This window comes from Dyadobacter endophyticus (assembly GCF_014641595.1).
Taxonomy (GTDB): domain Bacteria; phylum Bacteroidota; class Bacteroidia; order Cytophagales; family Spirosomataceae; genus Dyadobacter; species Dyadobacter endophyticus.
Genome location: NZ_BMIA01000001.1, coordinates 2725967 through 2752684, shown reverse-complemented (window position 1 = coordinate 2752684; position 26718 = coordinate 2725967). Strand labels below are relative to the sequence as shown.

20 protein-coding genes are annotated in these 26718 nt (G+C 47.8%); 4 read left to right on the top strand and 16 right to left on the bottom strand.

All coding sequences use genetic code 11. The features are described 5' to 3' along the window. Positions 1 to 2: 2 nt before the first annotated feature. From IEY24_RS11015 to IEY24_RS10995, 5 genes are all read right to left on the bottom strand, one after another. Positions 3 to 3437: a SusC/RagA family TonB-linked outer membrane protein gene (locus tag IEY24_RS11015; RefSeq protein WP_229221897.1), complete on the bottom strand. Its 3435-nt coding sequence runs from the start codon at positions 3435 to 3437 to the stop codon at positions 3 to 5. A 28-nt stretch (positions 3438 to 3465) separates the two neighbouring features. Beyond that, a complete protein-coding gene (locus tag IEY24_RS11010; protein ID WP_188931609.1) occupies positions 3466 to 4461 on the bottom strand; it encodes a FecR family protein in 996 nt (331 codons plus the stop codon). Positions 4462 to 4525: 64 nt separating this feature from the next. Next, positions 4526 to 5182: an RNA polymerase sigma-70 factor gene (locus tag IEY24_RS11005; RefSeq protein WP_188931608.1), complete on the bottom strand. Its 657-nt coding sequence runs from the start codon at positions 5180 to 5182 to the stop codon at positions 4526 to 4528. Positions 5183 to 5403: 221 nt separating this feature from the next. Beyond that, positions 5404 to 8031 carry an ABC transporter permease gene (locus IEY24_RS11000; protein ID WP_229221894.1) on the bottom strand — a complete coding sequence of 876 codons (2628 nt, stop codon included), beginning with the start codon at positions 8029 to 8031 and terminating at the stop codon, positions 5404 to 5406. Continuing rightward, on the bottom strand, positions 8028 to 8354 hold the full coding sequence (locus IEY24_RS10995; protein ID WP_188931606.1) for a PadR family transcriptional regulator: 327 nt from the start codon (positions 8352 to 8354) through the stop codon (positions 8028 to 8030). Before IEY24_RS10995 ends, IEY24_RS11000 begins: the two co-directional genes overlap by 4 nt. Before the next feature lie 292 nt (positions 8355 to 8646). Here IEY24_RS10995 and IEY24_RS10990 point away from each other — a divergent pair, with 292 nt between their 5' ends. After that, entirely contained in the window at positions 8647 to 9801 is a 1155-nt protein-coding gene (locus IEY24_RS10990) for a TlpA disulfide reductase family protein (protein WP_188931604.1), read from the top strand. A 21-nt stretch (positions 9802 to 9822) separates the two neighbouring features. Here the strand turns inward: IEY24_RS10990 and IEY24_RS10985 are convergent, their stop codons facing one another. After that, positions 9823 to 11007, bottom strand: coding sequence for an acetyltransferase domain-containing protein (locus IEY24_RS10985; protein ID WP_188931602.1), 1185 nt, complete (start codon positions 11005 to 11007; stop codon positions 9823 to 9825). A gap of 301 nt (positions 11008 to 11308) precedes the next feature. Here IEY24_RS10985 and IEY24_RS10980 point away from each other — a divergent pair, with 301 nt between their 5' ends. The 3 genes from IEY24_RS10980 to IEY24_RS10970 are packed head-to-tail and all read left to right on the top strand — an operon-like array spanning position 11309 to position 16296. After that, positions 11309 to 13936: a phosphatidylglycerol lysyltransferase domain-containing protein gene (locus tag IEY24_RS10980; protein ID WP_188931596.1), complete on the top strand. Its 2628-nt coding sequence runs from the start codon at positions 11309 to 11311 to the stop codon at positions 13934 to 13936. A 40-nt stretch (positions 13937 to 13976) separates the two neighbouring features. After that, positions 13977 to 15401 carry an AcvB/VirJ family lysyl-phosphatidylglycerol hydrolase gene (locus IEY24_RS10975; protein ID WP_188931594.1) on the top strand — a complete coding sequence of 475 codons (1425 nt, stop codon included), beginning with the start codon at positions 13977 to 13979 and terminating at the stop codon, positions 15399 to 15401. Between the two features lie 37 nt (positions 15402 to 15438). Continuing rightward, positions 15439 to 16296 (top strand): polysaccharide deacetylase family protein, encoded by an 858-nt coding sequence (locus IEY24_RS10970; RefSeq protein ID WP_188931592.1) that lies wholly within the window; start codon positions 15439 to 15441, stop codon positions 16294 to 16296. 35 nt (positions 16297 to 16331) lie between these two features. Here the strand turns inward: IEY24_RS10970 and IEY24_RS10965 are convergent, their stop codons facing one another. From IEY24_RS10965 to IEY24_RS10920, 10 genes are all read right to left on the bottom strand, one after another. Next, complete coding sequence (locus IEY24_RS10965) at positions 16332 to 17249, bottom strand: TolB family protein (protein WP_188931586.1); 918 nt, start codon at positions 17247 to 17249, stop codon at positions 16332 to 16334. 225 nt (positions 17250 to 17474) lie between these two features. After that, positions 17475 to 19220, bottom strand: coding sequence for a M56 family metallopeptidase (locus IEY24_RS10960; RefSeq protein WP_188931584.1), 1746 nt, complete (start codon positions 19218 to 19220; stop codon positions 17475 to 17477). A gap of 15 nt (positions 19221 to 19235) precedes the next feature. Further along, positions 19236 to 19607: a BlaI/MecI/CopY family transcriptional regulator gene (locus IEY24_RS10955; RefSeq protein WP_188931582.1), complete on the bottom strand. Its 372-nt coding sequence runs from the start codon at positions 19605 to 19607 to the stop codon at positions 19236 to 19238. 181 nt (positions 19608 to 19788) lie between these two features. Next, a complete protein-coding gene (locus IEY24_RS10950; protein WP_188931580.1) occupies positions 19789 to 20247 on the bottom strand; it encodes an SRPBCC family protein in 459 nt (152 codons plus the stop codon). 65 nt (positions 20248 to 20312) lie between these two features. Then, the gene (locus tag IEY24_RS10945; protein ID WP_188931578.1) at positions 20313 to 20876 is read right to left on the bottom strand and encodes a hypothetical protein; all 564 of its coding nucleotides are present in this window, start codon (positions 20874 to 20876) and stop codon (positions 20313 to 20315) included. A gap of 72 nt (positions 20877 to 20948) precedes the next feature. Beyond that, entirely contained in the window at positions 20949 to 21545 is a 597-nt protein-coding gene (locus IEY24_RS10940; RefSeq protein WP_229222134.1) for a Crp/Fnr family transcriptional regulator, read from the bottom strand. Between the two features lie 207 nt (positions 21546 to 21752). Continuing rightward, positions 21753 to 22508 (bottom strand): SDR family oxidoreductase, encoded by a 756-nt coding sequence (locus IEY24_RS10935; protein ID WP_188931574.1) that lies wholly within the window; start codon positions 22506 to 22508, stop codon positions 21753 to 21755. Positions 22509 to 22594: 86 nt separating this feature from the next. Next, on the bottom strand, positions 22595 to 23173 hold the full coding sequence (locus IEY24_RS10930; protein WP_188931572.1) for a TetR/AcrR family transcriptional regulator: 579 nt from the start codon (positions 23171 to 23173) through the stop codon (positions 22595 to 22597). Positions 23174 to 23309: 136 nt separating this feature from the next. Then, on the bottom strand, positions 23310 to 24947 hold the full coding sequence (locus IEY24_RS10925; protein ID WP_188931570.1) for an ABC-F family ATP-binding cassette domain-containing protein: 1638 nt from the start codon (positions 24945 to 24947) through the stop codon (positions 23310 to 23312). 98 nt (positions 24948 to 25045) lie between these two features. Beyond that, a complete protein-coding gene (locus IEY24_RS10920; RefSeq protein WP_188931568.1) occupies positions 25046 to 26668 on the bottom strand; it encodes a carboxylesterase/lipase family protein in 1623 nt (540 codons plus the stop codon). Between the last annotated feature and the right edge of the window lie 50 nt (positions 26669 to 26718).

The following is a 26718-nucleotide window of genomic DNA, read 5'->3' as shown; positions in this document are numbered from 1 at the left end:
TATTAAAAATTAAGACTTGCTCCAAAGCTTACCGTTTTCATTTGCGGGTAGATGTTCCCGAAGCTTGCATTTAATTCGGGGTCCCAAAGTTTGAATTTGCTGAAAGTGAACAGGTTGACTGCCTGTGCGTAAATGCGCACGTTGGAGATTTTCGCCTTGTTGACAATCCGTTTCGGCACGGTATAACCCACTTCGGCGTTCTTTAATCGGATGAAGCTCATGTCTCTCTGATAAAAGGTAGACGCCTGCCGGTTGTTTTCATTGTAAGCCAGGGACATCCGCGCGTACTCGGCATTCGGGTTCTGGTTGTGCAGGCTCCATCTTTTCTCGGCCGCGTCGGCCAGGATCTGCCCGTTTACGAGGATACTTCCCTGAGGTCCTTGCACCGGGTCTCCGCCAATGATCCTGGTCACGTGCCCTGTTCCCTGAAAAAATGCCGACAGGTCGAATTGTTTATATTTGGCGCTCAATCCGAAACCATAGGATAGTTCTGGCACGGTGGTCCGTCCGATGGCTATCCTGTCGTAGCTGTCTACCACACCATCCCCGTTGATATCCTTGAACTTGATATCACCGGGCACGACCGACCCGAACTTCTGGACGGGGCTTTGTTCAATATCTTCCACTGACTTAAATAGTCCCATTGAAACCAATCCGAATTGCTGATCGTAGGCTTGTCCCGCAATTTCCTGGTAGCCGTATATCGGGGTTGGTGAATCATTGTAAATCACCTTGTTGCGGTTGTAGGAGAAGTTGCCGCGGGCCGAAAGCAGCCAGTCGCCCTTCACATAACTGTATTCGACAGAGCCGTCCACGCCCCGGTTCGCCATTTGCCCCAGGTTCACATACTGCGCTACATTGATCCCCACCACCGATGGCACACTTTGTTGTAAAATGTAGATCCCGTCGCGGCGCTCGTTGAAATAATCGACCTGCAATTTTAGCTTATCCCAAATACCCAGCTCAAATCCGATATTGGTTTTGATCGCTTCTTCCCAGGCGACATTGGGGTTCCCCGGGTTTCCCGTGGCAATACCGGTAATGTATTTCTGGCCGGTTGTTCCAAAGGTGTATGAATTGGAATACTTCATTTCCGAGTTGTAGGCAAACCGGCGGTCGCCGCCAATCTGGTCGTTTCCGATATACCCGTGAGAACCCCGGAACTTCATCAGGTTAACCGCCGGGAACAGGTTCTGAAAGAATTTCTCCCTGCTCAGGTTATATCCGATGCCGATCGAGGGAAAGAAACCGAAACGGTGGGCAGGAGCGAAGTTCTCCGAGCCGTTGTAGCCGAAGTTGCCGTCGAAGAAGAGCTTGTTTTGAAAGGCGTAGGTCACCCGCCCCGCAATGCCGATGTTGCGGTAGGGGAACGCCTGGATGTAATCGCCAGGAAAATTGTTGGTATGTTCTCTTCTGGTAAATAGAAACAATCCTCCTATGCGATGATCGCCAAATGCATTGTCGTAGTTCAGCGACGATTCGAGATTGGTCGTTTTCGTGCCGCGGTTGGATCTCGCCAATGACAGATAATCGCTTCCGTCGGTGTTCTTATGGAGGATAAGCCGCCCGTTATCGTCACGGCCTGTTGCGTAGTAAGTCGCCGGATTTTTTCTTTTGTCCAGGGTCGATTCATTGGTCGCATCCCATGAAAACTTGATATTGAATTTTAAACCCGGCAGCAAAAAATCACCCAGGTCCTGCGTGAGGCTCATCAGCGACTGCGACGTATTCCAGAAATCCTGGGAATAGCCCGTGGAGTTCAGCGAATAGTAGGGATTGGCACCGACCAGCGGCTGGGCATGCGTACCATCGGAATAATAAGGCGGAATGGAAATAGGCGGCGTTGTCATTACCATTACATACATGGCATCCATGTTGACTCCCAGGCGATTCTTATTTTCGTAGGTATTCGACAGGTTAAGGCTTAATTCTGTGGATTTGGTAATGTCGACATCCAGGTTTGACCGGAAGGTGAATTTGTTGTAACTCACCGAAGGGTTGTACGACTTGCTGACGACCGGATTGAAAAGGCCGTTTTCATTGTAATACGAACCGGAAACATAATACCGGGCGATCCTGCCGCCACCCGATACATTCAGGTTCAAGCGGTTGCTGGTTGTCGCGTCTTTGTAAATCGTCTTCATCCAGTCTACGTTAGGATAAAGGTCCGGATCTTCGCCCGAGAGATATTTCTGTTTGATATGATCGGGGAAAGGGGTGGATCCGTTTGCGTCATAACTGATGTCGTTATAGTAATCCATCCACTGGCTTGCATTGGCCAGCTTGGGCAACCTCGTGGGGGCAAGAAAGCCCCTTTCGTAGCGGACATTAATGGTTGGCTTATCAGAATATTTACCCTTTTTCGTGGTGATCAGGACAATGCCGTTTGCACCTCTTACCCCATAAACGGCGGTTGCGCTGGCATCTTTCAGGATTGAAAACGATTCTATATCCTCCGGGTCGACCAGGTCCATAGAGCGCTGGATACCATCTACCAGGATCAGTGGCGTGTTGTTGGCGCCGAAACTGCTGATGCCGCGAATCCAGAAACTCGACCCTGAGCCGGGTTCGCCGCTTCCCTGGACCGAGACGATACCCGCGATCTGACCGGCCAGCGCATTGCTCAGCTTGCTGACGGGTACTTTCAGGTCGCTTGCAGAAATCGTCGAAATCGCCCCAACGATACTTTCTTTCCGCTGGGTCCCGAAGGCGACGACCACTACCTCGTCCAGGTTTTGATTGTTCGGGCGCAGGATCACATCGAGGGTTTTGCGGTTGGCAAGCTGTACTTCCTGGGTTACATACCCGACAAAGGAAAAAACGAGCGTTACGTCGCCTGCGGGTACCATCAGGCTGTAATTGCCGGACGCATCCGCCGATATTCCACGTAAAGTACCCTTCACCGTGATATTCACACCGGGAAGTACTTCCCCTTTTTCATCCGTAACACGGCCGGTAATAGGCACATCCGCGTTAGTTTTCGAAAATTCCCTGATCTTTCTCCCCATAAGCTCCAACGCCTTCACGGTGCTGCCCTCCGCCGGCTGACCGGAAATACCCCCCGGTGTTTTTTGTATCGGTGCAGGATTTATTTTTTCGTCCAGCAGCACATAGGTGCCCTTCTTCACCTTCCTGAATCGTATCCCTGTGGACTCCAGCAGAAATTCCAGGTTGGCTTCGAAGGACGCCGATGGACGGATACTATTGGCCGGAACCATGATCTTATGCAGGATTTTCTCCTCAAAGAGCAAATCCACCTGATATTTGTCTTTAAGTATCAACAGCATATCTGCCAGCTCCTTCAACTGCGGCCTCGTGTCCGACTGGCGCGAAATCGCCTTCGAATCGGCAAGGAGCTGGCTCTGAACCGGATTTGGAATTGCGCCGCTTGCAAGACAAAGGCAGAAAAACCTTATCAGCTGTAACTTTAAATTCATAAATCGGCAGGTTAGGATGAAACAATAATTAAGGGTTAGGAATCAGTATGATCTTGTTTTCGGCCTTCATTATTTCAAAGCTGTACATATAGGACATGTTTGAAAGCAGCTCTTCGGCATTCTCTGCAGGGAATGAGCCCGTTGCGGTCCGGGCCGCGAGTTTGTTGTCGTTTATTTTCACTACCACCCCAAACACCTCGTGAATCTTCGCGGCAACTTCCCGCAAAGGCGTATCATGAAAGACAAACCGGTGTTGCTTCCATGCCGAGTGCTGCGCGAGTTGCGCTTCGGACAGTTTCTCAACCTTTATTTCTCCGCTTTTTCCGATGGTTGCACGATCTCCCGGCAGCATGGTAAGGGGCTTTTCGCCGGCATTTGAAGAAAGCTCGACCTTGCCTTTGTTGAGTACCACGTTAGTTTGCTTCGGATTTGTGTAGACGACAAACTCGGTCCCGAGTACGGTAATCAGGCTATTGTCCGCGTTGTGGACTTTAAAGTATTGGTGGTCAATGGTATGTCGTATTGAGAACTCGGCTTCGCCTTGCAGGTACACATGCCGGGTGGCTTTGCCAAAACCCCATCTGGGGACTTTCAAGGTCGAATTTGCATTCAGGAATACGACACTGCTGTCTGCCAGACGGAACCTGTTCACCTCGCCAAAGGCAGTTTCGTAGGTGCGGTACATCAAAAAGTCCCTGCCCAGGTACGAGCCCAACCCCACTATGAACAGGCTGGCTGCCGCCCAGAGCATAACCGTCCTTATGGAAGCTTTCCTGGCGAGAAGTACCGGTTGATGTGGTGCAGGCTCATGCTCGCAGGCCAATTTCTCCGTAACTACAAGCAAGGCTGCCGATGTATCGGGCTGAAACTGGAGCTGGCTCCTTTCCCATTCTTCCAGCCATTCAAAGTAGGTCTCCGCATTTCGTCCCTCGGCAAGCCAATCTGCTATTATTTGTTTCTGCAGAGTGGTTGCATCTCCCGAAAAGTAGGTGAAGACAGTATGTTTCGTCAATTCTGGTTTCATTTTTTAATCTTTTTAGCCATGGGGCAGAGGAATAGGGGACCTCTGTCGGCCCACAGATTCTGGGTTAAAACAATTCTGAAAGGCCCGCGATAATCATCAGGTTGTAGCTTCTGAGCGCTTTCCGCAGTTCGACAAGTGCTTTGCTGATATGTGCCTCGACGGCCTTTTTTGAGATCTGAAGCTTGTCGGCTATTTCCTGATAGGACTTTCCGCCGAAGCGGCTCATCAAAAAGACTTTCTGATTTTGAGCGGGAAACCCGGCGATAATCCGCTCGATTTTCATATAGAGTTCGTCAAACTCCATCAGACGGTCGGGCTGCATATGTACCGATACGAGCGTTGCGTCTTCAAGTTCTTCGGCTATTTCATTCCTTAATTCCCACTTCAGATAGCTGAAACATTTGTTTCGCACCGACACAAACAGGTAAGCGCGAAACGAAGTGGTGATATGCTCATGCACACTCTTTTTCCAAAACGATAAAAATGTTTCAGAAACGATATCCTCAGCTACCTCTTTGGAATATACGTACCTGACGGCATGGCTGCATAGCGGCGCGTAGTAGTGGCGGAATAACAGGTCGTATCCCTTTTTGACATCTGTTTGAAATACGCTTTTAATAAAAAACTCCTTGTCGACAGGCAACTCCGAACCTGTGTCCTGACTGTTTTCGGAATTTGCCTGCATCAAAATACTTTCCCGCAAAGGTTCAGTCAAACTCATATTCTGCGTCTTTTCCAAACTGACCAATATTTAGTATACCATTTGTTACAGAGACAGAATTTGATAACAATACCCTACCTGTTTTTGAGAAATAGGCAAAAAAAGTTACCTGCCATCCGATTTTTTTGAAAATGGCGTCTTACCCACATAGACCTTTATTAAAAAATCTACCTGGTTGCAGAGTACCGGAAAGTGGTTGGATGCGTGGGCCTGTCGATAAGTTATTGCTCGCGTAAAGTCTTCACGGGGTTCAGTAGTGAAGCTCTCAAAGCTTGAAAACTAACCGTAAGCATGGTGACAAGCAGCGCGCCCAGAAAGGTGGTGACGAAAATCCACCACGAAAGGTTCGTACGATAGGCGTACTGTTCCAGCCAGTCACGCATGATGGTGAAAGCAACAGGTATGGCTATGACGCAGGCGATCACGACCAGCATCAGGAAGTCTTTGGAAAGCATTTGCCATAAACTTCCAACGGACGCCCCAAGCACTTTACGAATACTTATTTCTTTTTGACGCTGCTCCGCAAAAAATAATGTTAATCCGAATAGGCCCAGGCAGCTGATGAAAATGGCTAAGGAGGAGAATATAGTTGAAAGCGTTCCGATGCGCTCTTCGGTGCTAAATTTCAGGTCGTATTCCTGGCTGGCAAAACTGTATTCGAATGGACTTCCGGGGTTATACTTTTTAAAAATTGCTTCCAGTCTAGCCAACGCCTGCCGAGCATCGAGAGATGGGTTAAGTCTGATGTGGATAAATGCCGCCCAATCTTCCTTAAGCATAAAGACGGTGGGTTGAATAGGCATAAAAGGTGACCCTGTGATCACATCGCTAATCATCCCGATTATAGTGTATTGCTCATTATTCCAATCGATTTTCGTGCCAATGGCATTTTTCAAACCCATGAATTTAGCGGCGCTTTCATTAATAACCATGCCAAGATTGTCAGTGGAAAAATTAGTTGAAAAATCACGGCCTTGCTTTAACTGCCAGCCAACCGTTTTCCCATAGCCGTGCGTGACGCCTACCGTTCCCAGGTCGCCTGGTTGATTAGGGTCTTTGCCGGGCCAGCTAAAACTCGCGTCACTGCTCCAAACCTCAGAGGTCGGGCTGGAAGATTTGCCTGCATTTATTGCTACGCCGGTATACTCTAATTCCTGCAAAAGGGCGCGCGAGTGATCTTGGAGGTCAGCGGTGTTGATAGCGATAGACAACAATCCGGCCCGGTCGAAACCGACCGGGCGATCTTTGGCGTGCCGGATCTGGCGAAGCACGATCACCGTGCCGATCACCAGAGTGATAGACACCGTAAATTGAACCACCACCAATGCCTGGCGTGGCAAAGCTGCAAAGCGGCCAGCCCGAAAAGTGCCTTTAAGCACCTTAACCGGCCGGAAGCCCGATAAGTAAAGTGCCGGATAACTGCCGGCCAGCAATCCGATAAGGAAGGTAAAGCCTACACCCAGCAGCCAGCTTTTTAAACTATGCCAGGGGAAAAGTATTTGCTTGTCGGCGATCTGATTAAATAAGGGTAAGGATATCTGCACGAGAAATAGGGCGATAATAGCGGCCATCGAAGCCATCAAAATCGACTCACTGAAAAACTGGGTGACCAATTGACTCCGTACCGACCCAACGACTTTGCGGACACCGACTTCTTTGGCGCGCTTCTGTGAACGGGCTGTGGCGAGGTTCATGAAGTTGATACAAGCCAGCAACATCACAAAAGCACCGATCAATCCAAACAGCCACACATACTGGATCCGGCCGCGCACAGGCCGGCCATTTTCCCACTCTGAATATAAATGCCAGCTGCTCATGGGATGAAGAAAGGCCTGGGGATCGAATCGCGCTTCTTCTTTCGCGTGCCGGGCCTTGATATTCTTGATTTTAGCGTTTATCTGTTCAAAACTTTTGTCGGCGGCAATTTGCGCTAATAATAAGAATGAGTTGTTGCCCCAATTGGTCTCGGATCGTTTAACCCAAGGTTCTTCTTCCAGGAAAAACTTCCATGGAAGCAAAATGGATGCGTCCCGGAATTCAGTTGAATGGGGCAGGTCCTCGTACACGCCGGCTACTTTGAAATGCTTCTTGTTGTCGACTCTGATGATTTTATTCAATGGATCCCCGCTGCCGAACAAGGCTTTTGCAACGGATTCAGAGAGCAATGCAGATGTGGTATTAGAAAAGTCCGCCGCCGTGCCCCGGAGCATTTTGAGCGACATCATCATGGGGAAATCCGGCTCGACACAATTACCTTTTCGGGAAATTTTCTTTTCACCAAATGCCAGTACGTAGTCCCTCGTCCAGGATGACGAAACGATGTAGGTGAAGTCACTGCCGTGATCGTTTTGCAGCGCCGTTCGCATGGGCAATGGCGTTGCAACGGTCGTATTGGTCACGCCATTGTAGGTCTGATGCTGCATAACGCGCGCAATGCGGTCGTAATGCTTGTGATATTTGTTGTAGGAAAGTTCGTCCCATATCCAAAGGCCAACTAAAATTGCCGTCGTCATTCCAATGGATAACCCGAATATGTTGATGAACGAATAGGTCCTGTTTTTGACCAGATTGCGAAAGGCGACCTTGATGTAGTTTTGTAACATATCTGTATGGCTGGGGTTTGGGTAGTGATTTGACTTCGACCTGAGAAGAGCGGGACGCATCAGACTCAACACATCCTGAATGTAACGCCACCTGGCCCTGCGCACACCAGCGGCCCTCACCCGTTCCTCGAACAGCTGATTCAGATCGTCCTCCAATTCATTGATCAGATATGCGTCACAGAACATCCTCAGAAGCAATGTAGCCCAAACGGGAGGAGTGGGACAGCCGCGTTTTGATTTTTTCATGACCACGCTATTTTTGGAATGGTGTCCCACATTTGGTTTCGGATCTGCCTGATTTCTTCCAGGGAACGACGGCCAAGCGCCGTGACCACATACAACCGCTTGCTGCGCCCACCTCTTTCACCCGTCACGCCACCGAATTCAGATTTGACCAAACCCTTTTCCTGAAGACGATGCAAGGCAGTGTGCACGGACCCCAGGCTCACCGTCCGGCCCATCTGCTGTTCAATTTCATTCACAATCGTCGCCCCGTACGAATCTCCGGTTCGTATGGCAACGGCCAGCAGCACGATTTCCTCAAACTCACCCAGGTAGGTCCCCTTCATAGTGTTTATTAGTTTCGTAAATGTCTGACAAATACTTTGCCATTTAAGAAATAGTGTAAATGATAGGGTAATGGGGCATTTTAGAAATCAGTGTTGTCCGTTAGCGAACGGCCTTGCGTCCGAATCCGAACATGCTAAACGCCTTACCAGAAGCTATTTGGATATGCTTAATAGTTTGTAACCATTGTATGATTAATAACTTATCAGTACATTAAAGGCATTATCAAAATGGTGCCGATCTGATTGATATTCTGTCACAGCTTTGTTACAAGCGAATTAACCGTTCATAGCCATGAGACATTTTAATTATTACTGCCGATCCTTTGTTGCAACTGTACTTGTTCTTGCGCTGGCGCAGCACACGGCATGCGGTCAAGTTCATTCATTCGTCGTCCGGGGGAAAATTGATCCGTTAAAAAAACAGGAGACCGTTCACATTTGGTATCCTGATCCGACCAACCTGGTCGGTGTCAAAGATTCGGCGGTTCTCCACGACGGGAATTTTGTAATCGACGGCACCATTAAGGCTCCTGGTAAAGCTATTATGTATACCAAGCCTGATTACAGCAATATTGAATTCTATGTTGAGCCAGGAACTATTTTGGTGGAGAGCACTGGCTTATTGAGTGAGGCGGTAGTCTCCGGAGGTCAGGCCAATAAAGATTTTGGTAAGCTCGCCGAAATGCTGCGGCCCGTCACCCAGAAGCTTTCCGAAACATATCAGGCATATCACGCAGCGAAAAAAGCATTATCTGATGATGCGGACAAGAAGGAATTCGAACAAAGGTGGGAGAAACAATTGGAAGCGGTCCGTACAGAAAGGACCAATGTTTATAGGCAATTTATTCAGGCCATGCCTGCCAGCATTGTCAGTATTGGAGCCGTCAAATCCGTCGGTGGCTTTACGCCGGACGTTAAAGAACTCACCGGCCTGTTTGAAAGCCTGGATAAATCTGTTCAAAATAGCCCCTCCGGCATATACTATAAGGATGCTCTCACCAAGCTTTCGAGAACCAGCATTGGCGCAGTTGCTCCGCATTTCGTTCAGGCAGACACTGCCGGAAAGCCGGTTTCTTTGAGTGAATTCCGGGGGAAATATTTGTTCGTTGATTTTTGGGCCAGTTGGTGCGGTCCGTGTCGCGCTGAGCATCCGGGCCTGGTCAAGGTATTTGATAAATATAGAGATCGCAATTTCACCATTGTCGGGATTTCACTTGATCAGTTAAAAAACAGGGACGCATGGATAAAAGCGATAAAGGCAGATAAATTGGCATGGCCTCAACTTTCAGATTTAAAAGGTTGGTCAAATGAAGTATCGACTTTGTACGGTGTGGAAGCTATTCCAAAGAACTTTTTAATCGGGCCAGACGGCACCATACTATCCATAGATCTGAAACCGGATGCCTTAGACGAGAAATTGGCCAAATTTTTCCCGAATGCTCCCTAAAAAGGTCCTTAGACGGGCTTATTATAAGTAGCTCAGCCACCATTTGTCTTTATGTGCTTGTTTGTAAGCATCGTAACGTTTGCACAAGGGGTATAGGCCGATCACAACGCATACCCAGAACAGGTAAGCTACGGGCAGCGAAAAACCGTAGCCTTTCAGGTTTTCGGTGAACCAGATCGGTTTTTCCAGTATCCATCGCCGCCAGTCCTGTCCGGGCGTTAGTGATGATGCGAGCATCGCGATTGCATGGATCACATAGATATGGATCAGGTAATAAAACATGGGTACCCTGCCGTAGACCGAGATGATCTTTACGCCGGGCCCTTTTAACCGCTCCGTAAATGACAGGAACAGGCAGGCGGTGCCCAGCGTGATCAGCAGGTACGAAAGAGACGGAGGGTATTTATTGACGTTGATGAATGATAAAAAGGTAAAGAAGTTATCTTTTTGCACGGTCCAGGGTACGGGATCGCCATAGCTGTTGAGCAGGCGGATCAATACGAAGGTGCCCAAAGCGCTGAACCCTGTCCATTTTAGATGGCGTTGTCTTTTTGCAACATCATAGTCGGTGGTGTACCAGACGCCCATACAATAGCCCAGGGGCATCACCGCCAGGAGCGGGACAATGGGATAGCCGACCAGGAAGAGCTTTTCGTGCCAGGAGAAGAAACGTTGGTCGTGCACCAATGACCAAAGGAAGGAGGGAAATGAATTACCGTCCAGATGGACGCTATCCAGCAGGTTATGCCCGGCAATTATCAGTAGGCATACAGGCAGGATTACTTTAACCGGCAAATAAACCAAGACCGCAAGGACAATCATGCTCAGGCCAAGCGCCCAGATGGTGATGAAAAAGAACATAGGAAATTCCAGGTTAAAGTTCCATCCGAGGTTGACCACGGTCAGTTCAAGGACAATTAACCAAATACCCCTTTTTAAGAGGAATACGCTTAGTTCTTGCTTGGTCTTCCGCTGACCGATCAGGTAGGCCGAGGTGCCGGCCAGCAGCATAAATATCGGCGCGCAGAAATGAGTGATCCAACGGGTAAAAAATACCGGGCCGTTCGTCCTCGCCAGGTCTAAGGGATCGTACAAAAAGGAGTCTGTGAACAGGTAGTCCCTGACGTGGTCAAGCGCCATAATGATCATGACCGTACCGCGAAGCAGATCAATGGCCGTTATTCTGTTCTTGCTGAAATTGTCCATCGGTTTGGTTTTGACTATCGTCCTGGAATTTGGGGGCGCAAGGCCTTTTTTGTTATGGAAGCATCGTCTGAAGTTCAACGCTAAGCCCAGCAAATACCATCCACGCAGGGTAAGAATGTATATCAAGGTGCGTTAATCCTTCCTAAACTGAATCAGAAAACCCGTCCAACCTTGTTCCGGTGTCAGTTCATGGACCTGTCCCGGCCGGATGAAAATTACGATATGGTCGGCGACAATACTAAGTATTTTTCCTGTATTTTGAAGGAGACATTCCCATGTTCTTTGTGAAAAATCTGACGAAATGAGGAAAATCATTAAATCCTACCAGTTGACGATCAATACGCTAGGGCTTATCAAGCGGAATGGACTTACATACCTGCGCGAACATGCCCGAATGGTAAGCCAGTTTATTATCACCATTTTTTTCCTGGGGTTAGGGCTGTGGTTTTTTCGGCATCAGCAGATAGAGCTGATGCAGGTGAGGGCTATTGTTTCCGCTTCCAGTTGGGATTGGCTGATTCTCGGTATTGTTTTGACCATTATCTACATCATTCTGCAAGGCTTGATGTATGTGGCATCGTTCGCGGCCGTGGGGGAGCATATATCACTTTTAGACAGTACAGTGCTTTTCCTGAAACGGAATTTTGTCAGCGTGTTTCTTCCCGCAGGCGGGGTGTCTTCTCTGGCTTTCTTTACCACGGCTATCGAAAGAAAAGGAATCAGTAAAGCACAGGTCCATTTTGCGTCTGTAATCTATGCGTTTGTAGGAATATTGTCTGTTGTGCTCGTCGCGGCTCCTGCTTTCGTCATTGCAATTTCCCTGGGGAGTATTGGGGGAAAAGAGTTGGTGGCGCTTATATCGGTGGTTGTCCTGATGCTCGTGCTTCTTATACTTTACAGGTCGATTGTTGCCCAGGGATATATTTTCAATAAGCTGATAAGCCATTTCCCCTCGATAGAATACTACCTGGATAATTTGAAGAGTAACAAGATCGAAAGGAGGCAGTTTTTTCGAATCGTTTTGTACAGTGTTATCATTGAGCTGACGGGTATAGCTCATATCTATATTGCAATGCGCGCACTGCATTTGCAGCCTAATTTGCTCGCTGCCACCCTAAGCTATATTGTAGCCGTCGTTTTTCTGATACTTTCTCCGTTTCTGCGAGGCCTGGGCGCCATAGAGCTGTCAATGGCTTACCTGCTGGGCAGATTTGGATTCGGCGATGCGGCAGCACTTTCTATTACGTTGTTTTACAGACTTCTTGAGTTTTGGATACCGCTCGCGGCCGGAGCATTGAGCTTCCTTTTGAAAATTAATAAGCTCATCATGCGGGTATTCCCCGCCTTGCTGCTACTGATTCTGGGTATAGTCAATATCGTATCGGTGTTGACACCGGCGATTGGCAGCCGGCTCCATTTGCTGGAAGATTTCATCCCGGTAAGTGCGATGGCCGTTTCCAACTATTTTGTGTTAATCACTGGCCTGTTTCTGCTGGTCACCGCGGCGTTTATGCTTAAGGGGCTGAGGACGGCATGGTACTTTGCGTTGTTTCTTTGCGTTGTTTCTGTTGTCGGAAATCTGCTTAAAGCAATTGATTACGAAGAAGCGCTGTTTGCTGCTGCGGTGATGATAATCCTGGTGGCATCAAGAAAACAGTACTATATGCACAATAGCCGCCGGTTGGGGTTGATTGGTGTGAAGACGATGCTTTTAGGTTGCTTGGCAGTTCTTCTGTATGGATTTATTGGGTTTTATAATCTTGATCCTAACCATTTTGACCAGGATTTTAATTGGATGGAATCGGTCCGGTATACTTTTCAAAACTTCTTCTTGCTGCGTAGCGAGGGGCTCGTTGCAAAGGATAATTTTGCCCGCGATTTTTTATACTCGCTCAATATCAGCGGAGCCGCATGCATTTCTTTCCTGGTCTACACGCTTGTCCGTCCTCATTTCTCACAAGCTCAATCGGCGCAGGATGATTTTGAATGGGCTCGCCAGCAGCTTGTCAAATATGGCGATTCTTCGCTGGATTACTTCAAAACGTATCCGGACAAACTTTTTTTTCGGATTCCTGAGAAAGAAGGGTTTCTCAGCTACCGGATTGCCGGAAGCTTTGCCGTAGTGTTGGAAGGCCCGGTTGCTCCCGACAAATCGAAGAAGGACATTGTGGACGCATTCGACGGGCATTGTTTCGAAACAGGGTTAAAAAGCATTTACTATCGGGTATCCGAGGAATCGCTTTCGCTGTTTCCCAAAAAGGGGCGGTTGCTTTTAGGACAGGAAGCGGTGGTGGACCTGCTGAGTTTTTCATTGGAGGGTGGTTCCAAGAAGTCAATCCGTAATGCATTAAAGAAGGTTACAGACAAAGGCTTTCACACGAAAGTTTACGCTGCCCCCATTGAAACAGATCTGCTAAAAATGCTGAGGGCCGTCTCCGACGAATGGCTTGAAGAAACGGGACGGTCCGAAATTGTCTTCTCTCAGGGCATGTTTCTGGAAGAGGAGCTTCGGCAGCATACGATCATGACGGTGGAGGATGAAGAGGGGAAAGTTGTTGCTTTTCTTGACATTATTCCAGATTATGTGAAGGATGAGGCAACATTTGATCTGATCCGGAAAACCAGGGAGGCGCCCAATGGAATCATCGATTTTATCACGGTTGAAATGTTTCTGTATCTGAAAAATCAAGGATATCGATCGGTGAATTTGGGCTTTGCCCCATTGTCAGGGATTATCGACCCCAGGAATTTTCCTGAACGTTCCATGAAATTTGCATACGAGAAAATAAGAGCATTCTCACATTATAAAGGGCTACGCGACTATAAGGATAAATTCTCTCCCGTATGGTCTAATAAATATCTGGTTTATGATCAGGATTACGATCTGTTCAAGGTTCCCGCTGCGTTGACGTCCGTCATTAAACCCTAGTCCTCAGTTTTCAATTCTTATAACAAATGTTTGAAGAGTAATGAACAAATTGCTGACGACCATATTACTGCTCTGTACGTTATCCATTACTGTGAAGGCTGTTGGGACGGAGTTTTTTTCTTATGGCCCTTTTGGGAAAATTACCCTGTATCACCCGGCTAAACAACCCAGCTCCGTGGCCCTGTTTGTTTCGGGAGACGGAGGTTGGGATTCTGGTGTAATCAATATGGCTAAAACCCTTGCTGAAAAAGGGGCACTTGTGCTGGGAATAGATGCTCGCACTTACAAGAAATCGCTTGCCGCACAAAAACAAGGCTGCCTTTATCCGGCCTCGGACTTTGAGAATCTGAGTCTGATGATTCAAAAGAAATACAAATTTCCTACTTATTTTAAACCCGTTTTAGTCGGTTACTCGTATGGGGCCGTCCTGGTGTATGGCATACTGGCGCAGGCTCCGGCAAATACTTTTAAAGGCGCTTTGGCACTCGGTTTTTGCCCGGATATTGATGTTCCGCGCCCGCTTTGTAAGGGTACAGCACTCAGTATCCGCACGATAAAGGAAGGCAAGTCGTATTATCTGGAAAAGACCGCCGGATTAACAGCACCATTCATTGTTTTGAATGGCGTTAAAGACTTGAATTGCCTGTATCAGCCGGTAAAAGAATTTTTATCGAGTGTTGCAAGGGCGGAACTTGTGCCGCTGCAAAAGGTGGGGCACGGTTTCGGCGTCGATGCAAACTGGCTACCGCAATTTAAAACAGCTTACCAGAAAATTTGCGATGCGCCATCTTTTGCGCAGCTTAAAGCGGAAGAAAATCAGGCCCTTCGTAATCAGAACTTTGTTCCTTTCCCTGGAGAACTCCCATTGTGTATGGTACCTGCTTCCAGACCGGACACGCAGCTGCCCCTTGTTTTCTTTGTTTCCGGAGATGGGGGCTGGACCAGTTTTGACCAGTCCGTCTCAGAGGCAATTGCGTCGCTGGGCATGCCTGTCATTGGAATGGATGCCCAGAAGTATTTTTGGAACAAGAAAAGTCCGGAGACGGCCAGCTCGGAAATAGCTCAGGCTATTAACTATTACAGGAACCATCTGCAAAAAACACGGGTAGTATTGGTTGGGTTTTCGTTTGGGGCCTCTATCGTTCCATTCGTAGCGAATCGGCTCGCTCTTGGAAAGGATCTCGAAGGAATGGTTCTTTTTTCTCCATCTTCCTCGACTGATTTTGAAGTCCATCTTGCCGACATGCTTAGCATAGGAACCGGCCAGAATGACGAAAATGTCCTTTCTGAAATCCTTAAAGCCAAAGCGATAAGCACTATTTGTGTTTTCGGCTCGGAAGAGGACGTCGTTTTCAAAAACAAGCTGACAGATGCGGGCATTAAGACTGCCCTGATTCCCGGGGGGCATCACTATGATGAAAATTACCGTGGACTCGCGGAAACGGTACTTAAAGTCGCCGAATAGGGGCGATCCGACCTTGGATAAGTTAACAGAAAACACGATGAACAGGACTTTGGCTACCTTTCCGACTTTAATTTTTTTCCTTCTCCTTGCGGGCAAGCTTTTGGCCCAAACGCTTCCACCTAGTCTGGAAAACGAATATTATCTCAAAAAGCAATACCAGGACACCTCCTATCTGGCGGCCAAGAATAGGGTTTCTGCCGAGTTTGCGCACACCCCACCCGGCAGTTGGGGAGAGTTTGTAAAGGGTGTCGACGAGGACATTGTGACCAACAAAAAGCTGCTTGCCCTGACTTTTGACGGCTGCGGAGGCCCACACGGCAGCGGATATGATGCGGAGCTGATCGGCTACCTGGAAAAAATGAAAATACCCGCCACCTTGTTTGTGACGGGCAGGTGGATTGACGCCAACTATCCGACATTTCTAAACCTGAGTAAAAACAGTCTTTTCGAAATTGAAAATCACGGCCTGAATCACAAGCCCTGTTCGGTGGACGGCGAAAGGGAATATGGGATCAAGGGCACCCCCGACGTTCCCGACGCATTTGATGAAATTGAAGCAAATGAACGTAAAATCACGGCTATTACCGGCAGACGGCCTGTTTTCTTCCGGTCAGCTACTGCCTTTACAGACGAAGCATGCGCGAAAATCGCAAGGCAGCTTGGAGTTACCATGATCAGCTTCGATGTTCTTTCCGGCGATGCCGTTCCTAATACACCGGCCAATGTCATCGAAAGCAGTATCTTAAAACATGTCAGGCCGGGTGCACTGATCATTATGCATTTCAACCACCCGGAATGGAATTCTTACGAGGCTTTGCAAAAGGTTGTGCCATCCTTACTTGCGTTGGGTTATTCGTTTGTGCGTTTGAAGGATTATCCGTTGAAAGGGAGGTAGCCGTCGTGCTCATTATCAAATGGTAATTAGGGAAATCAGCGTATAGACTCTCTCAGCGATTCAATGATCGTTGCAGACATCCAGAAAATGTCTCCGTCGCGAGAAAAGAATAAATATTTTCCGTCGCCTGTAACGAACGGGCAAAATTCATACCCTTCCGTATTGACTGCGTTACCCATGTTCTTTGCCTTTTGCCACTCCCCGCTGCTGTCTTTAAAGCTGATATACAGGTCGCCTTTTCCCAAACCGCCCGGACGTTCAGAGCAAAAGATAATATATTGCTCGTCGGGGGAAACAAAGACGTCGGCTTCGTAATGCTCACTGTTTACAGTATTTGCAAGCTTATTGGAAGGTTCAAATGTACCTTTCGAAAAGCGGGATAAGCGGATATCATAATTTTGATCGGCCGCCTGATTTGTACCTCCATTCGAGGAAAAGTACATGCTACCTGTTTTTGTAAATGACATATAATATTCATTTTTATTCGTGTTAATAGCCGGGCCAGCATTAACCGGAGTCTGGGACCAGCCGTCTTTTTGCCGTTCCAAATACCAGATATCGAAGTCTTTCTTCTTGCCTTTTCCATCTTTTGCCTGGTCGGATATAAAGTAGAGTCGTTTCTTATCGGGAGACAGGAAGGGATCATTGTATTCATAGTTGGTGCTGCCAATGATCGTTTGAGGTTTTTCCCAGGCGTTATTTACAAACCGGCTCCACCGGATCTGAGGCTTATCATTAATAATTACTGCATAATAGAACTCGGTGCCATCTTTGGAAAACGTCGACCCATATTCGTATTGATTTTTTGAAGAGATTAAATTCGGCGCAAACAAAGTCGCCACCGAACCGGGAGGCTTCTGATTTAAATACATAGCACTTTCTGGGACGGGCTGCCCCGGCAGCGTAATCGGCGAGATGAGTAGTAGTGCAAGCAGTATCCGCAAATAGGTCATAGCGAAGGTTCTGGTTAAATGTAAATACTGGCAACGATAGAATACCAATCGCCTATGCGATAGTCGTGCCAGTTGTTAAGTGTTTGGAATGTAAGTGATTGAATATTATTACAGTGCAAATGAGTGTGCGCCTTCGCTCGCTGTGTTCGATATCGAACAGCGAGAGGCTAGCCCCGGCTATCAATCTCAGCGACTAGTTTTTTTGTGAGAAGAACAGTGTATATGTCATTTTTTTGGTAGTCTAATCCGCATATCAACATACTTTTCGGGGAGAGGGCGATGGACATATCCATATCCATACCCATATCGATGCAAGGCCGTAGTTGGCGGGGTGCTGTCGCGAAGATCAATCGTAGCCTGCTCAAATACCTCTTTGACGAGCTGATCGCCAATCGGACCGGTTTTTGCCGGAGCGTAGACGGACCTGTTACCCCAAAAACCTGGTGTTTTCTCTTTCACAGCAAGCGGTAATGTGTCCACTGCAATGTTGAAAGCGATGTTCATTGTATAGCGAACAGCCACTCGTTTGAAGTTTTTTTCGGCAGGTCGCCATCTAGGCATTAATCGGACGACACGCATAGCTTCATGATCCAGGTCTTTTCTTACACCTTTTTCGATTTTAGGATCGCTTACATTCCCCTCCGTATCGATTAGGAATGACACCAGCACCTGTCCTTCGACCCCGTCGAGAATGGCCTGCTTTGGATATTTTAGCGTGGTGGCGATGAAATTGCTTTTATCAGGAAGTCCTGGCCAGCGGTCCAGCAGCATGCGGGCTCGCTCGTTAGTTACGAGCATTCGTCTGGCTGCACGCTTATCTTTCTTTGTCAAACGTGGCATGGTGTTACGCTTCAACCGAATAGGGTATTCATCGCTCGACTTGCGAATTTTCTGTGTGTAACGTAAAAAATCGTCGTGCTCCACCGTCATCGTTGAGCCCCGGGGAATGTTAGTTGCCTCGAAGCGGCCTGTTGGGCCAGTTACCGCACTTTCATAGCTGCCCGAGAAAGTGATCGCAGCATTGGACACCGACACACCCGATTCGTCAGTTACGATTCCCTTAACCGTTACTAAATCAAAAGTATGCGCATTTTCAGCCCGGATGTTTCTTTCTTCATAGACATACTTTCTGGCGGCCATCAGAATGACTGCCAACGCGAGCACAGGCAATAGCAGCAGGTACTTACCCCTTAGCCAGGCCGCTGTCCGGTTCTTGTATATCATGTGAATCCGTCTTTTAAGCAACGAAGAGTTGAAGAACTGATTGGTAATGGAAGTCGCTATTGAACTTTTCGCGTAGGCAAGCAGGAATGTGGCGTAATAGTCCCTGTCGGTGGCCTGCTCATCGGCTAGAAACTCGTGTGTATCCTGTAATGCACGTTTGTAAAGCCATACGGCCGGATTGAACCAGAATGCAACTTTCAATACTTCGATCAGCAGAATATCGAGCGAGTGCCATTGTCTGATATGCACTATTTCGTGCGTGAAAATAGGTTCAAAGTTTTGCTCGTAATCCTCATTGGAGATGATCATCCATTTGAGGAATGAAAACGACCCGCTCCGGGTATGCTGGCTTTCACTGATGACCAGACGATAGCCCTGCATGGGAATGCAAATCCCACGCTGTACGATTCGAAACACCTGACGGATAGCGCTGATCAGCCCAGTCAGCATCACAACAACTCCGGCACAATAGCAGGCGAGCAGTAAATATTCCGTAGAATTTGTACCAGCCGTCACTTCCGCAGCTGCGACCGGACCGCTTGCCGTTGCCACAACGCTCGCATTTTCGACGACTGTAACGGTTTGCTGTAATTCAATGACCGGAATCAAAAAGCTGATGACCAAAGAGAGAAGTAAATAGCCCCGGTTGAGCATAAAAAAGGTGTGCTTCCGGAAGAGCAGCCAGTAGCAGCCATAGAATACCGCCCAGCAGATGTTGACTTTCAGCAAATAGGGAAGTGCTTCCATTTTTCAGGATGTTTATTACTTGCTTTTATTTTTTTCGATAAACGCGGCTAAATCGTCGAGGTCACTCTTTTTTAAATTATCGTCTTTCATGAAGAAAGAGACGAGGTTGGTTACAGAATTGTCAAAGTAATTTTCTACAAGCTGCTGGACCTCATATTTTCTGTATTCCTGCTCGCTGATCAGCGGGTAGTATTCGTGTGTATTGCCGTAGGTGGTGTGGGCGACGATACCTTTTTTTTCCAGTATGCGCACGAAAGTAGCAACGGTCGTATATGCGGGCTTCGGGTCATTCATTTGCGCCAGGATGTCTTTAATGAATGCTTTGCCGAGCTGCCAGAGAATCTTCATGATTTCTGCTTCGGCCCGGGTAAGTGAACGGGGTTCCATATTCCAGATTAATAGTATGATGTTATCGCAAACGTACTACTAAAAAACTAGTAGACAAACTAATTGATTAGATTTTGTACTAATTATTTAGTAATAATAAGCCCAATGCTCGACAAGCCGGGACTTACCTGCCTTAAAAGTGAAAAAAAAGGGCGTAGTAATCTTTCATATCCTGGTCCGGTTAAATTGCAGAATCCTCCTTCTGTAACGACTCGGCCACTTCTCTCAGTAAATGAAGTGCTACTTTCCAGTAAAACTCCAGGTGTTTAAAAATCTCGAACGTCACTAAGTTGCTAATCGTTAATTTTAAAACGGTGCGACTGTCGATATTTTGTAATTGGAACTGCAAGAGCGAGTAATTCTGCGGCACATCAGGTATGAGCGACAATGTACTCCAATGCGTGTATTGCAGCGCGGCGGGAGGATCGAATCGGATAATTTCACCGCGGTTTTCAAATGGCAGGCCGTGCAGATCTCCCTGTTCCCGTAACTTACCGCCCTCATGCCATTCGGTGTCGATCTCGACCGGTGTATCAAACATCCATTTCCCGATCAATTCGGGTTGGGTCAGCACAGCCCAGACGTGCTCGGCGGACGCATTTACAGTAATATCAAGGTAAATCAATGGATTCTCGAGCACAGCTGTTGTATTGGTGGATTGTTCAGGAGAACAAGCGGAGTGCCGTGCGAATTCCTTTCCTTCACTTAAAACCTGTACCCGAGATGGATCGTTGGAAAAACGGACCATCGTGATTGCGTATAATCATGTCCATTGCTTGTAATGATCGAAGGGTTTAGAGCATGTATCAAGCCTACCCATGGAACCAGGTAAAAACCTTTAAACTGACGTTCTTCCTTTCCAAACATGAACCGATACCCCGTTCTTAATCCAAGCGTTACGCCACTTACAGACTGGGTGTCACCATCCGACTTCAAACCAACTTTGTCGGTTGCATAATCTGATTGCAGACCAATGAACAATCCACGGTTACGGCGCAGCAGATAATCGACTTTAATACCGCCGCCGGAACTAAAAACCGAGAAAAGTTTATTCTCCACGGCGAAACTAGGCTGTTTGATGCCAAAAATACCGGCATCGAACCGTAAATGCCCCCTGGTATAACCAAGATGGAACGAGTATCCGTTAAATATGAATGCAACCGGATCTGCTTCGACCTCAAACCGGTCAGGCGAAGGAAGGCGCTGTGCTTGGCTTTGAAGGCAGGATACCAACATGGTAATCAAAGTGACTTTGCAGATTCTGGTCATAACATTTCGTGTTTGATGAGCTGCAAAGATATCCACCGTCAATAGGGCCAGTCCTTAACAAAAGATAAGAAATCACCCCGACCGGGCAATTCGCTTGCGGATGCGGCTGAGGGAAACCGGCGTTATTCCCAAAAACGAGGCCAGAATATATTGCGGCACACGCTGTACCAAATGTGGATAGTGGAGCGAAAACAGCTCGTAACGCTCCTTGGGCCCGGCCAAAATATAGGACGACAAAAGCTGTTGTGCAGCAATAAACCGGGCCTCCATTACTTTTCGCATGATCACATGCGTTTTAGGGACCTGCTCGTAAAGTGCATTAAGATTGTCCGTGCTGAGCACAAGGATCGTACAGCTTTCCAATGTTTCAAGATTCTGCGTGCTGGGGTGCTGTTTAATGAAGCTTTCCATGCAGCTGGCGAACATATTTTCGCAAAAAATAAAGGCGGTAATCTGTTCATTGTCTCTGGTTTGGTAATAAAGCCGCACCAAACCGGAACAGATAAAATATACTTCCTTCTCAATTTCTCCTTCCCGGGTAATGATCGTTTTGCTATCTACAGTCCGTTCCGTAAAGGCAGCTCTCAGCGAGCCCCACTCCTCGTCCGAAAGGGGAACAAGGGTTTCAAGTACTGATTTAAGCCTGTCATACGCATTCTGGGTCTGCATTGTTTTCACGATGATTGATTTAGGCAGTAGTTCGCGAAAAATCATTGATTTTACAAGGGACTTATCGGAGGAGTAGCAAATGTAATTCAGGATCAGGGGCGAAGGCGGCGCGGTCATTATGCTGAATATTCCGCCGACCACCCTGGGCTCAAAACGAGCAGGTTGAGGATCAAGCGGAATTTCAGTTTCTAAAAAACTAATTTGCATTTATAAAGTGGCCATTCCTCCATCGATAATTAACTCAGTTCCAAGTAAGAACCGGGATTCATCGGAAGCAAAGTACACGGCGGCACTGGCGATCTCTTCGGGAGCACCAAAGCGTCCTGCCGGAATTTGCGCCGCAATGCTCTCGCCGATTTGTTTGAATTCAGCTTCGGATATCCCGAATTTGTCGGGTGTATGGAGTGGCGTGGCAATTGGGCCAGGGCTGATGGCATTCACGCGGATCTTTCTGGAAACGAGCTCGGCCGAAAGGTTTTTGGCCAGCGATAGCAGTGCAGCCTTCGATGCAGCATAAATACTGGCTCCGGGCATACCGACATGCGCGTTGATCGAAGTATTCAGGATGATCGATCCTCCGTCGCTAACCAATGGTAGGAGGGCCTGGATCGTGAAAAAGGCACCTTTAAAGTTCACATCCAATATCTTATCAAAAAAGCCTTCACTCACCTGATCAACCGGTGCAAACTGGGCAATTCCTGCATTGATAAACAGAACATCGACTTTGGGCGCAATCGCTTCTACCTGCGCTTTGATCGCCTGAATATGCTCCCATTTTCCGGCATCGGACACAATGCCGTGAACACGTTCTCCGAGCGCTTGCTCTACCTGCTGGTTCGCATCGGCATTCCGCCCGGTAAAAATAACTTCTGCACCTTCCTGAACAAAGGCTTGCACCGTAGCCAAACCTATTCCGCTGTTACCGCCTGTAACTACTGCTGTTTTATGAGCTAATCTTGACATGATCTTCTTCGTTTGATTGTTTTGTAATGATCGATACAAAACTACTTAAATTTTTTGTAGTGATCACTATAAAACACAAAAGAAATTTAGATAGCTGAGAGAATGACGTCTAATGCACTGTGCAAGTGTTTCTTATTATTATTGGTAGCGGCTATCACACGAATGCCCATGAAGCTGATAAACAGAAAACTGGCCAGTATGTCGGCATCTTTATCGGGAGAAATCTCACCTGTCTGCTGGCCATTGCGAATCAGGTCGGCCAGGATCGAGCGGACGCGGTGCTCATTGTCGGAAGCGATTGTAAACACCTGGGCATCCTGGTTGGCCATTTCGGTAATCGTGTTGACCATAAAACATCCGCGGCGTTCCGGGTCCGCCAGGGTGTCATCTACCAGCGATGTCAAAAGAAGCCGGATGATTTCCCTGACGGGCTTGTTTTCACCCACCGACTGCCGCATCCACGCATGCTGGGATTGCATATAGGCTTGCAGAGCCGAGACAAACAGCGTATGCTTATCCCCATAGGTGGCATACAGGCTTGGTGCATTGATCTCCATGCTGGCCGTGAGATCTGAAATCGAGGTACCTGCATACCCTTTTTTCCAAAATACGTTCAGGGCCTTTTGCAATCCGGCAGCGTCATCGAATTTTTTGGGTCGTGCCATAGCTGTTTTGTATCGTTCATTACAGTAACAACGCCTGCACACTTTGGTTCCCAAACAGCACCGACGAGCTTCCATTCTAAGAGCCCTTCATCAGCGGCCAGTCGCGCACAGGAAGCATGTGCGGTATTGCTCGTGACTACCTGGCAAGTTGGAGATCTGCTATGCTTTTGATCCGATTGCGTTCCAAAAATGCATCAATCGTTTCAAAATGCTCGATCACACGTTTGTCTTTGAACTCAAAGACCTTTTGGGATAAGCCTTGCAAGAAATCACGATCGTGAGATACCAGCACCAACGTACCATCAAAGTTTCTGAGTGCTTCTTTCAAAACATCCTTCGACTTTAAGTCCAGGTGGTTCGTAGGTTCATCGAGAATTAACAGGTTTACAGGTTCCAGAAGCAACTTTACCATTGCAAGCCGCGTTTTTTCTCCGCCGGACAAAACACTGACTTTCTTGTCGATATCATCCCCTTGAAACATAAAGGCCCCCAAAATATTCTTGATTTGGGTTCTCACATCTCCTTCTGCGACCTCGTCCACCGTCTGAAAAATAGTCAGATTAGGGTCCAGCAGGGATGCCTGGTTTTGCGCAAAATAGCCGACCTTAACATTGTGTCCAAGCTGGCAGGTGCCATCCACATCGATCTGGCCCATGATTGCCTTAATCATTGTAGACTTACCTTCCCCATTTCGCCCCACAAATGATACCTTTTCACCTCTTGAAATGGACATGCTTGCGTTTTTGAACACAACCTGGTCCCCGTACGACTTTGACACATCTTTCACGGTAACCGGATAGTCCCCTGACCGCGGCGAAGGTGGAAACCGAAGTTTCAGGGCGGAATTATCAATTTCGTCAATTTCAATAATTTCCAGTTTCTCCAACATGCGTTCGCGGGAGGAAACCTGATTGGTCTTGGAGTATGTCCCGCGAAAGCGTTCAATGAACTGCAGATTATCAGCAATCATTTTCTGCTGTTCCTGATACGCCTTAATCTGATGTGACCTGCGCTCCTCACGCAGCACCAGGTAATGTGAATAGTTTGCTTTATAGTCAAAAATCCGCCCCATGGTCACTTCAACGGTACGGTTGGTAATGTTGTCGATGAAAGCACGGTCGTGGGAAATAACCATTACTGCATTTGCCTTATTCACCAAAAAATCTTCCAACCACATCACGGACTCGATGTCAATGTGGTTCGTGGGCTCATCCAGCAAAATCAGGTCTGGCTTTTGCAATAATATTTTCGCAAGCTCGATACGCATGCGCCACCCTCCGCTGAACTCCTTGGTTTGCCGTTGAAAATCTTCCGGCCTGAATCCTAACCCTTTTAAGGCCTTTTCAACCTCCGCGTCATAATTTACCTCTTCCAGCTGGTAGTATTTTTCACCCAGTTCGGTAACCTGCTCGATGATTGCCATATATTCATCGCTCTCGTAATCTGTGCGGGTTTCGAGCGCAAGATTCAGTTTTTCCATTTCGGCACGCATTTCAAAGACCTGCTTGAATGCTTTTGCCGCTTCTTCGAAAACGGTACAGTTATCTTCGGTCAGTAAATGTTGCGGCAGGTAGGCGATGACGGCATCCTTAGGTGCACGTACGTGGCCACGCGTGGGTTTTTGTTCACCAGCAATAATTTTCATCATGGTGGACTTCCCGGCGCCATTTTTACCCATCAGGGCAATTTTATCAGTAGGGTTAATCACGAAGGAAACTTCGCTAAAAAGGACAGAACCGCTAAATTCAACGGCCAAATTTTCAATTGTAATCATCTTTGCACTGGTTGAAGCGGCAAAGCTACGATTATAGCATTGAAAGAGACGAAAAAAGTCAACTTTTGGCCCTTTCTGTCTTGTGAGGTGTCCTATTCCTACTTATTCCCACTCTTACGGTCCAGAAACAAGTACCGGGCATCATTGTATTTTACTGCTTTCGATTCTTTGTCCAAAATCATCACCGGTGGTGTAGCGTCGCTTGGCTGCGCTGCCTGCCATTCGGGAAGTTTATCGCCGTTTGGATTTCCTTTGATAATAAAATTTGCAAAGTAATTCAGCATGGTTTCTGATACTTTGTAGTCATCCGGCGTCCAGGCGTAGTCTTTCACCAGATCCAGGTTTCCCATGCAATATTCAATCTCACAGGCATGCGGGGCTCCAATGGGTTCGGGCATCTTATTGGCAGCCTGCTGTACACCGCCGGCAAGGCCTGGTGTCAGGTTTTTGTCGACCAAAGGTGGGCGAAGTTTGCTATAAAGGTAACGGTAGACGGCCTGATTGCTGTTTTTGCGATGCACATCAAACCACTTCCAGGTGCTGTAAGCGATGAACCGGTCGGAAGCCAGGTTGGTCGCGGCCCATTCTACTTCTTTCGCATTGCCGTGCGGATACACTTTCAATACCTCTTCCCAGTCATCCGGATAAGCCTCTTTTACCTTTTTAACCAAATTCTCGTCATTGATAGGTCCTTGCGTGAAAGCTGTTCCCGGAATCTCGGCCGAATTCCAGCCCAGGAGCAGAGGGACTTGCGCTTGTTCCCTGGTATTAAAAATTTCCAGCATAGTCTTTGGAAGAAAGTATCCATCTATTACGGAAGGAAAACCGAAACGTTTGGATTCGGTATATGCTTCGTACAGTTCGCGGGTGCTGGCTGCCCTGAGCTGGGCCAGGGATGTGTAACCGGCATTTTTGGCAAACTCGGCGCCTACCTTTTCGGCTTCGGCCAACGGCACTGCCGATAATGCGCCAATTCCGGAGCCACTCTCACCGATTGCACCGGCTATCAGGTTCCTCGATAATGGGGAGGCCATTTGCGCACTTACAGAAATTGACCCGGCGGACTCACCCGCAATGGTCACCTTCTTAGGATCGCCGCCAAATGCCGCAATGTTTTTGTTCACCCATTTCAATGCAAATGCCTGATCCAGCAAGCCATAGTTGCCGGATGCCTTGTAGGCGGCTTCTTTACTCAACTCCGGATGCGCCAGGAATCCGAACAATCCCAGGCGATAATTAACCGTAACAACCACAATTCCTTTCCTGGCCATAGCTGCTCCGTCATAACGGGGTTCGGAGCCATCGCCGGCAACGAATCCGCCACCATAGAAATAAACCAAAACGGGAAGCCCGGCTGTGTTGCGTTTAGCGGGGGTCCATACGTTCAGATACAAGCAATCTTCGCTGATACCGTTCGAACGGAAACCCATGTCGCCGAATACGGGTGCTTGTATGGCGCGCGGGCCGAATGCTTTCGTTTGTTTTACGCCTGTCCAGTTGCTCGGCGCTTGCGGTGCTTTCCACCGGAGGTCCCCAACCGGCGGTTTGGCGAAAGGGATGCCCAGATAGTATTGCAGGCCGGTTTTAGTGTCAAACAGGCCCTCGATCGTGCCGGTTTCTACTTTTGTTTGCACCGCAAATCCATTGTTACCCTGTGCAAACAGGTTGGTGCTGTCAACGAGGCACAACAGTAGTGCCGCCAGGAAAAGGAATGTTTTCATTCTTATTGTCTCAGTTTGTGACAATAGTAATTGGTAATTATCAGAAGTGC

Coding starts and splice junctions, on each gene's coding strand:
- IEY24_RS11015 (WP_229221897.1), bottom strand. CDS start 3,437: ATGAATTTAAAGTTACAGCTGATAAGGTTTTTCTGCCTTTGTCTTGCA.
- IEY24_RS11010 (WP_188931609.1), bottom strand. CDS start 4,461: ATGAAACCAGAATTGACGAAACATACTGTCTTCACCTACTTTTCGGGA.
- IEY24_RS11005 (WP_188931608.1), bottom strand. CDS start 5,182: ATGAGTTTGACTGAACCTTTGCGGGAAAGTATTTTGATGCAGGCAAAT.
- IEY24_RS11000 (WP_229221894.1), bottom strand. CDS start 8,031: ATGAAAAAATCAAAACGCGGCTGTCCCACTCCTCCCGTTTGGGCTACA.
- IEY24_RS10995 (WP_188931606.1), bottom strand. CDS start 8,354: ATGAAGGGGACCTACCTGGGTGAGTTTGAGGAAATCGTGCTGCTGGCC.
- IEY24_RS10990 (WP_188931604.1), top strand. CDS start 8,647: ATGAGACATTTTAATTATTACTGCCGATCCTTTGTTGCAACTGTACTT.
- IEY24_RS10985 (WP_188931602.1), bottom strand. CDS start 11,007: ATGGACAATTTCAGCAAGAACAGAATAACGGCCATTGATCTGCTTCGC.
- IEY24_RS10980 (WP_188931596.1), top strand. CDS start 11,309: ATGAGGAAAATCATTAAATCCTACCAGTTGACGATCAATACGCTAGGG.
- IEY24_RS10975 (WP_188931594.1), top strand. CDS start 13,977: ATGAACAAATTGCTGACGACCATATTACTGCTCTGTACGTTATCCATT.
- IEY24_RS10970 (WP_188931592.1), top strand. CDS start 15,439: ATGAACAGGACTTTGGCTACCTTTCCGACTTTAATTTTTTTCCTTCTC.
- IEY24_RS10965 (WP_188931586.1), bottom strand. CDS start 17,249: ATGACCTATTTGCGGATACTGCTTGCACTACTACTCATCTCGCCGATT.
- IEY24_RS10960 (WP_188931584.1), bottom strand. CDS start 19,220: ATGGAAGCACTTCCCTATTTGCTGAAAGTCAACATCTGCTGGGCGGTA.
- IEY24_RS10955 (WP_188931582.1), bottom strand. CDS start 19,607: ATGGAACCCCGTTCACTTACCCGGGCCGAAGCAGAAATCATGAAGATT.
- IEY24_RS10945 (WP_188931578.1), bottom strand. CDS start 20,876: ATGACCAGAATCTGCAAAGTCACTTTGATTACCATGTTGGTATCCTGC.
- IEY24_RS10940 (WP_229222134.1), bottom strand. CDS start 21,545: ATGCAGACCCAGAATGCGTATGACAGGCTTAAATCAGTACTTGAAACC.
- IEY24_RS10935 (WP_188931574.1), bottom strand. CDS start 22,508: ATGTCAAGATTAGCTCATAAAACAGCAGTAGTTACAGGCGGTAACAGC.
- IEY24_RS10930 (WP_188931572.1), bottom strand. CDS start 23,173: ATGGCACGACCCAAAAAATTCGATGACGCTGCCGGATTGCAAAAGGCC.
- IEY24_RS10925 (WP_188931570.1), bottom strand. CDS start 24,947: ATGATTACAATTGAAAATTTGGCCGTTGAATTTAGCGGTTCTGTCCTT.
- IEY24_RS10920 (WP_188931568.1), bottom strand. CDS start 26,668: ATGAAAACATTCCTTTTCCTGGCGGCACTACTGTTGTGCCTCGTTGAC.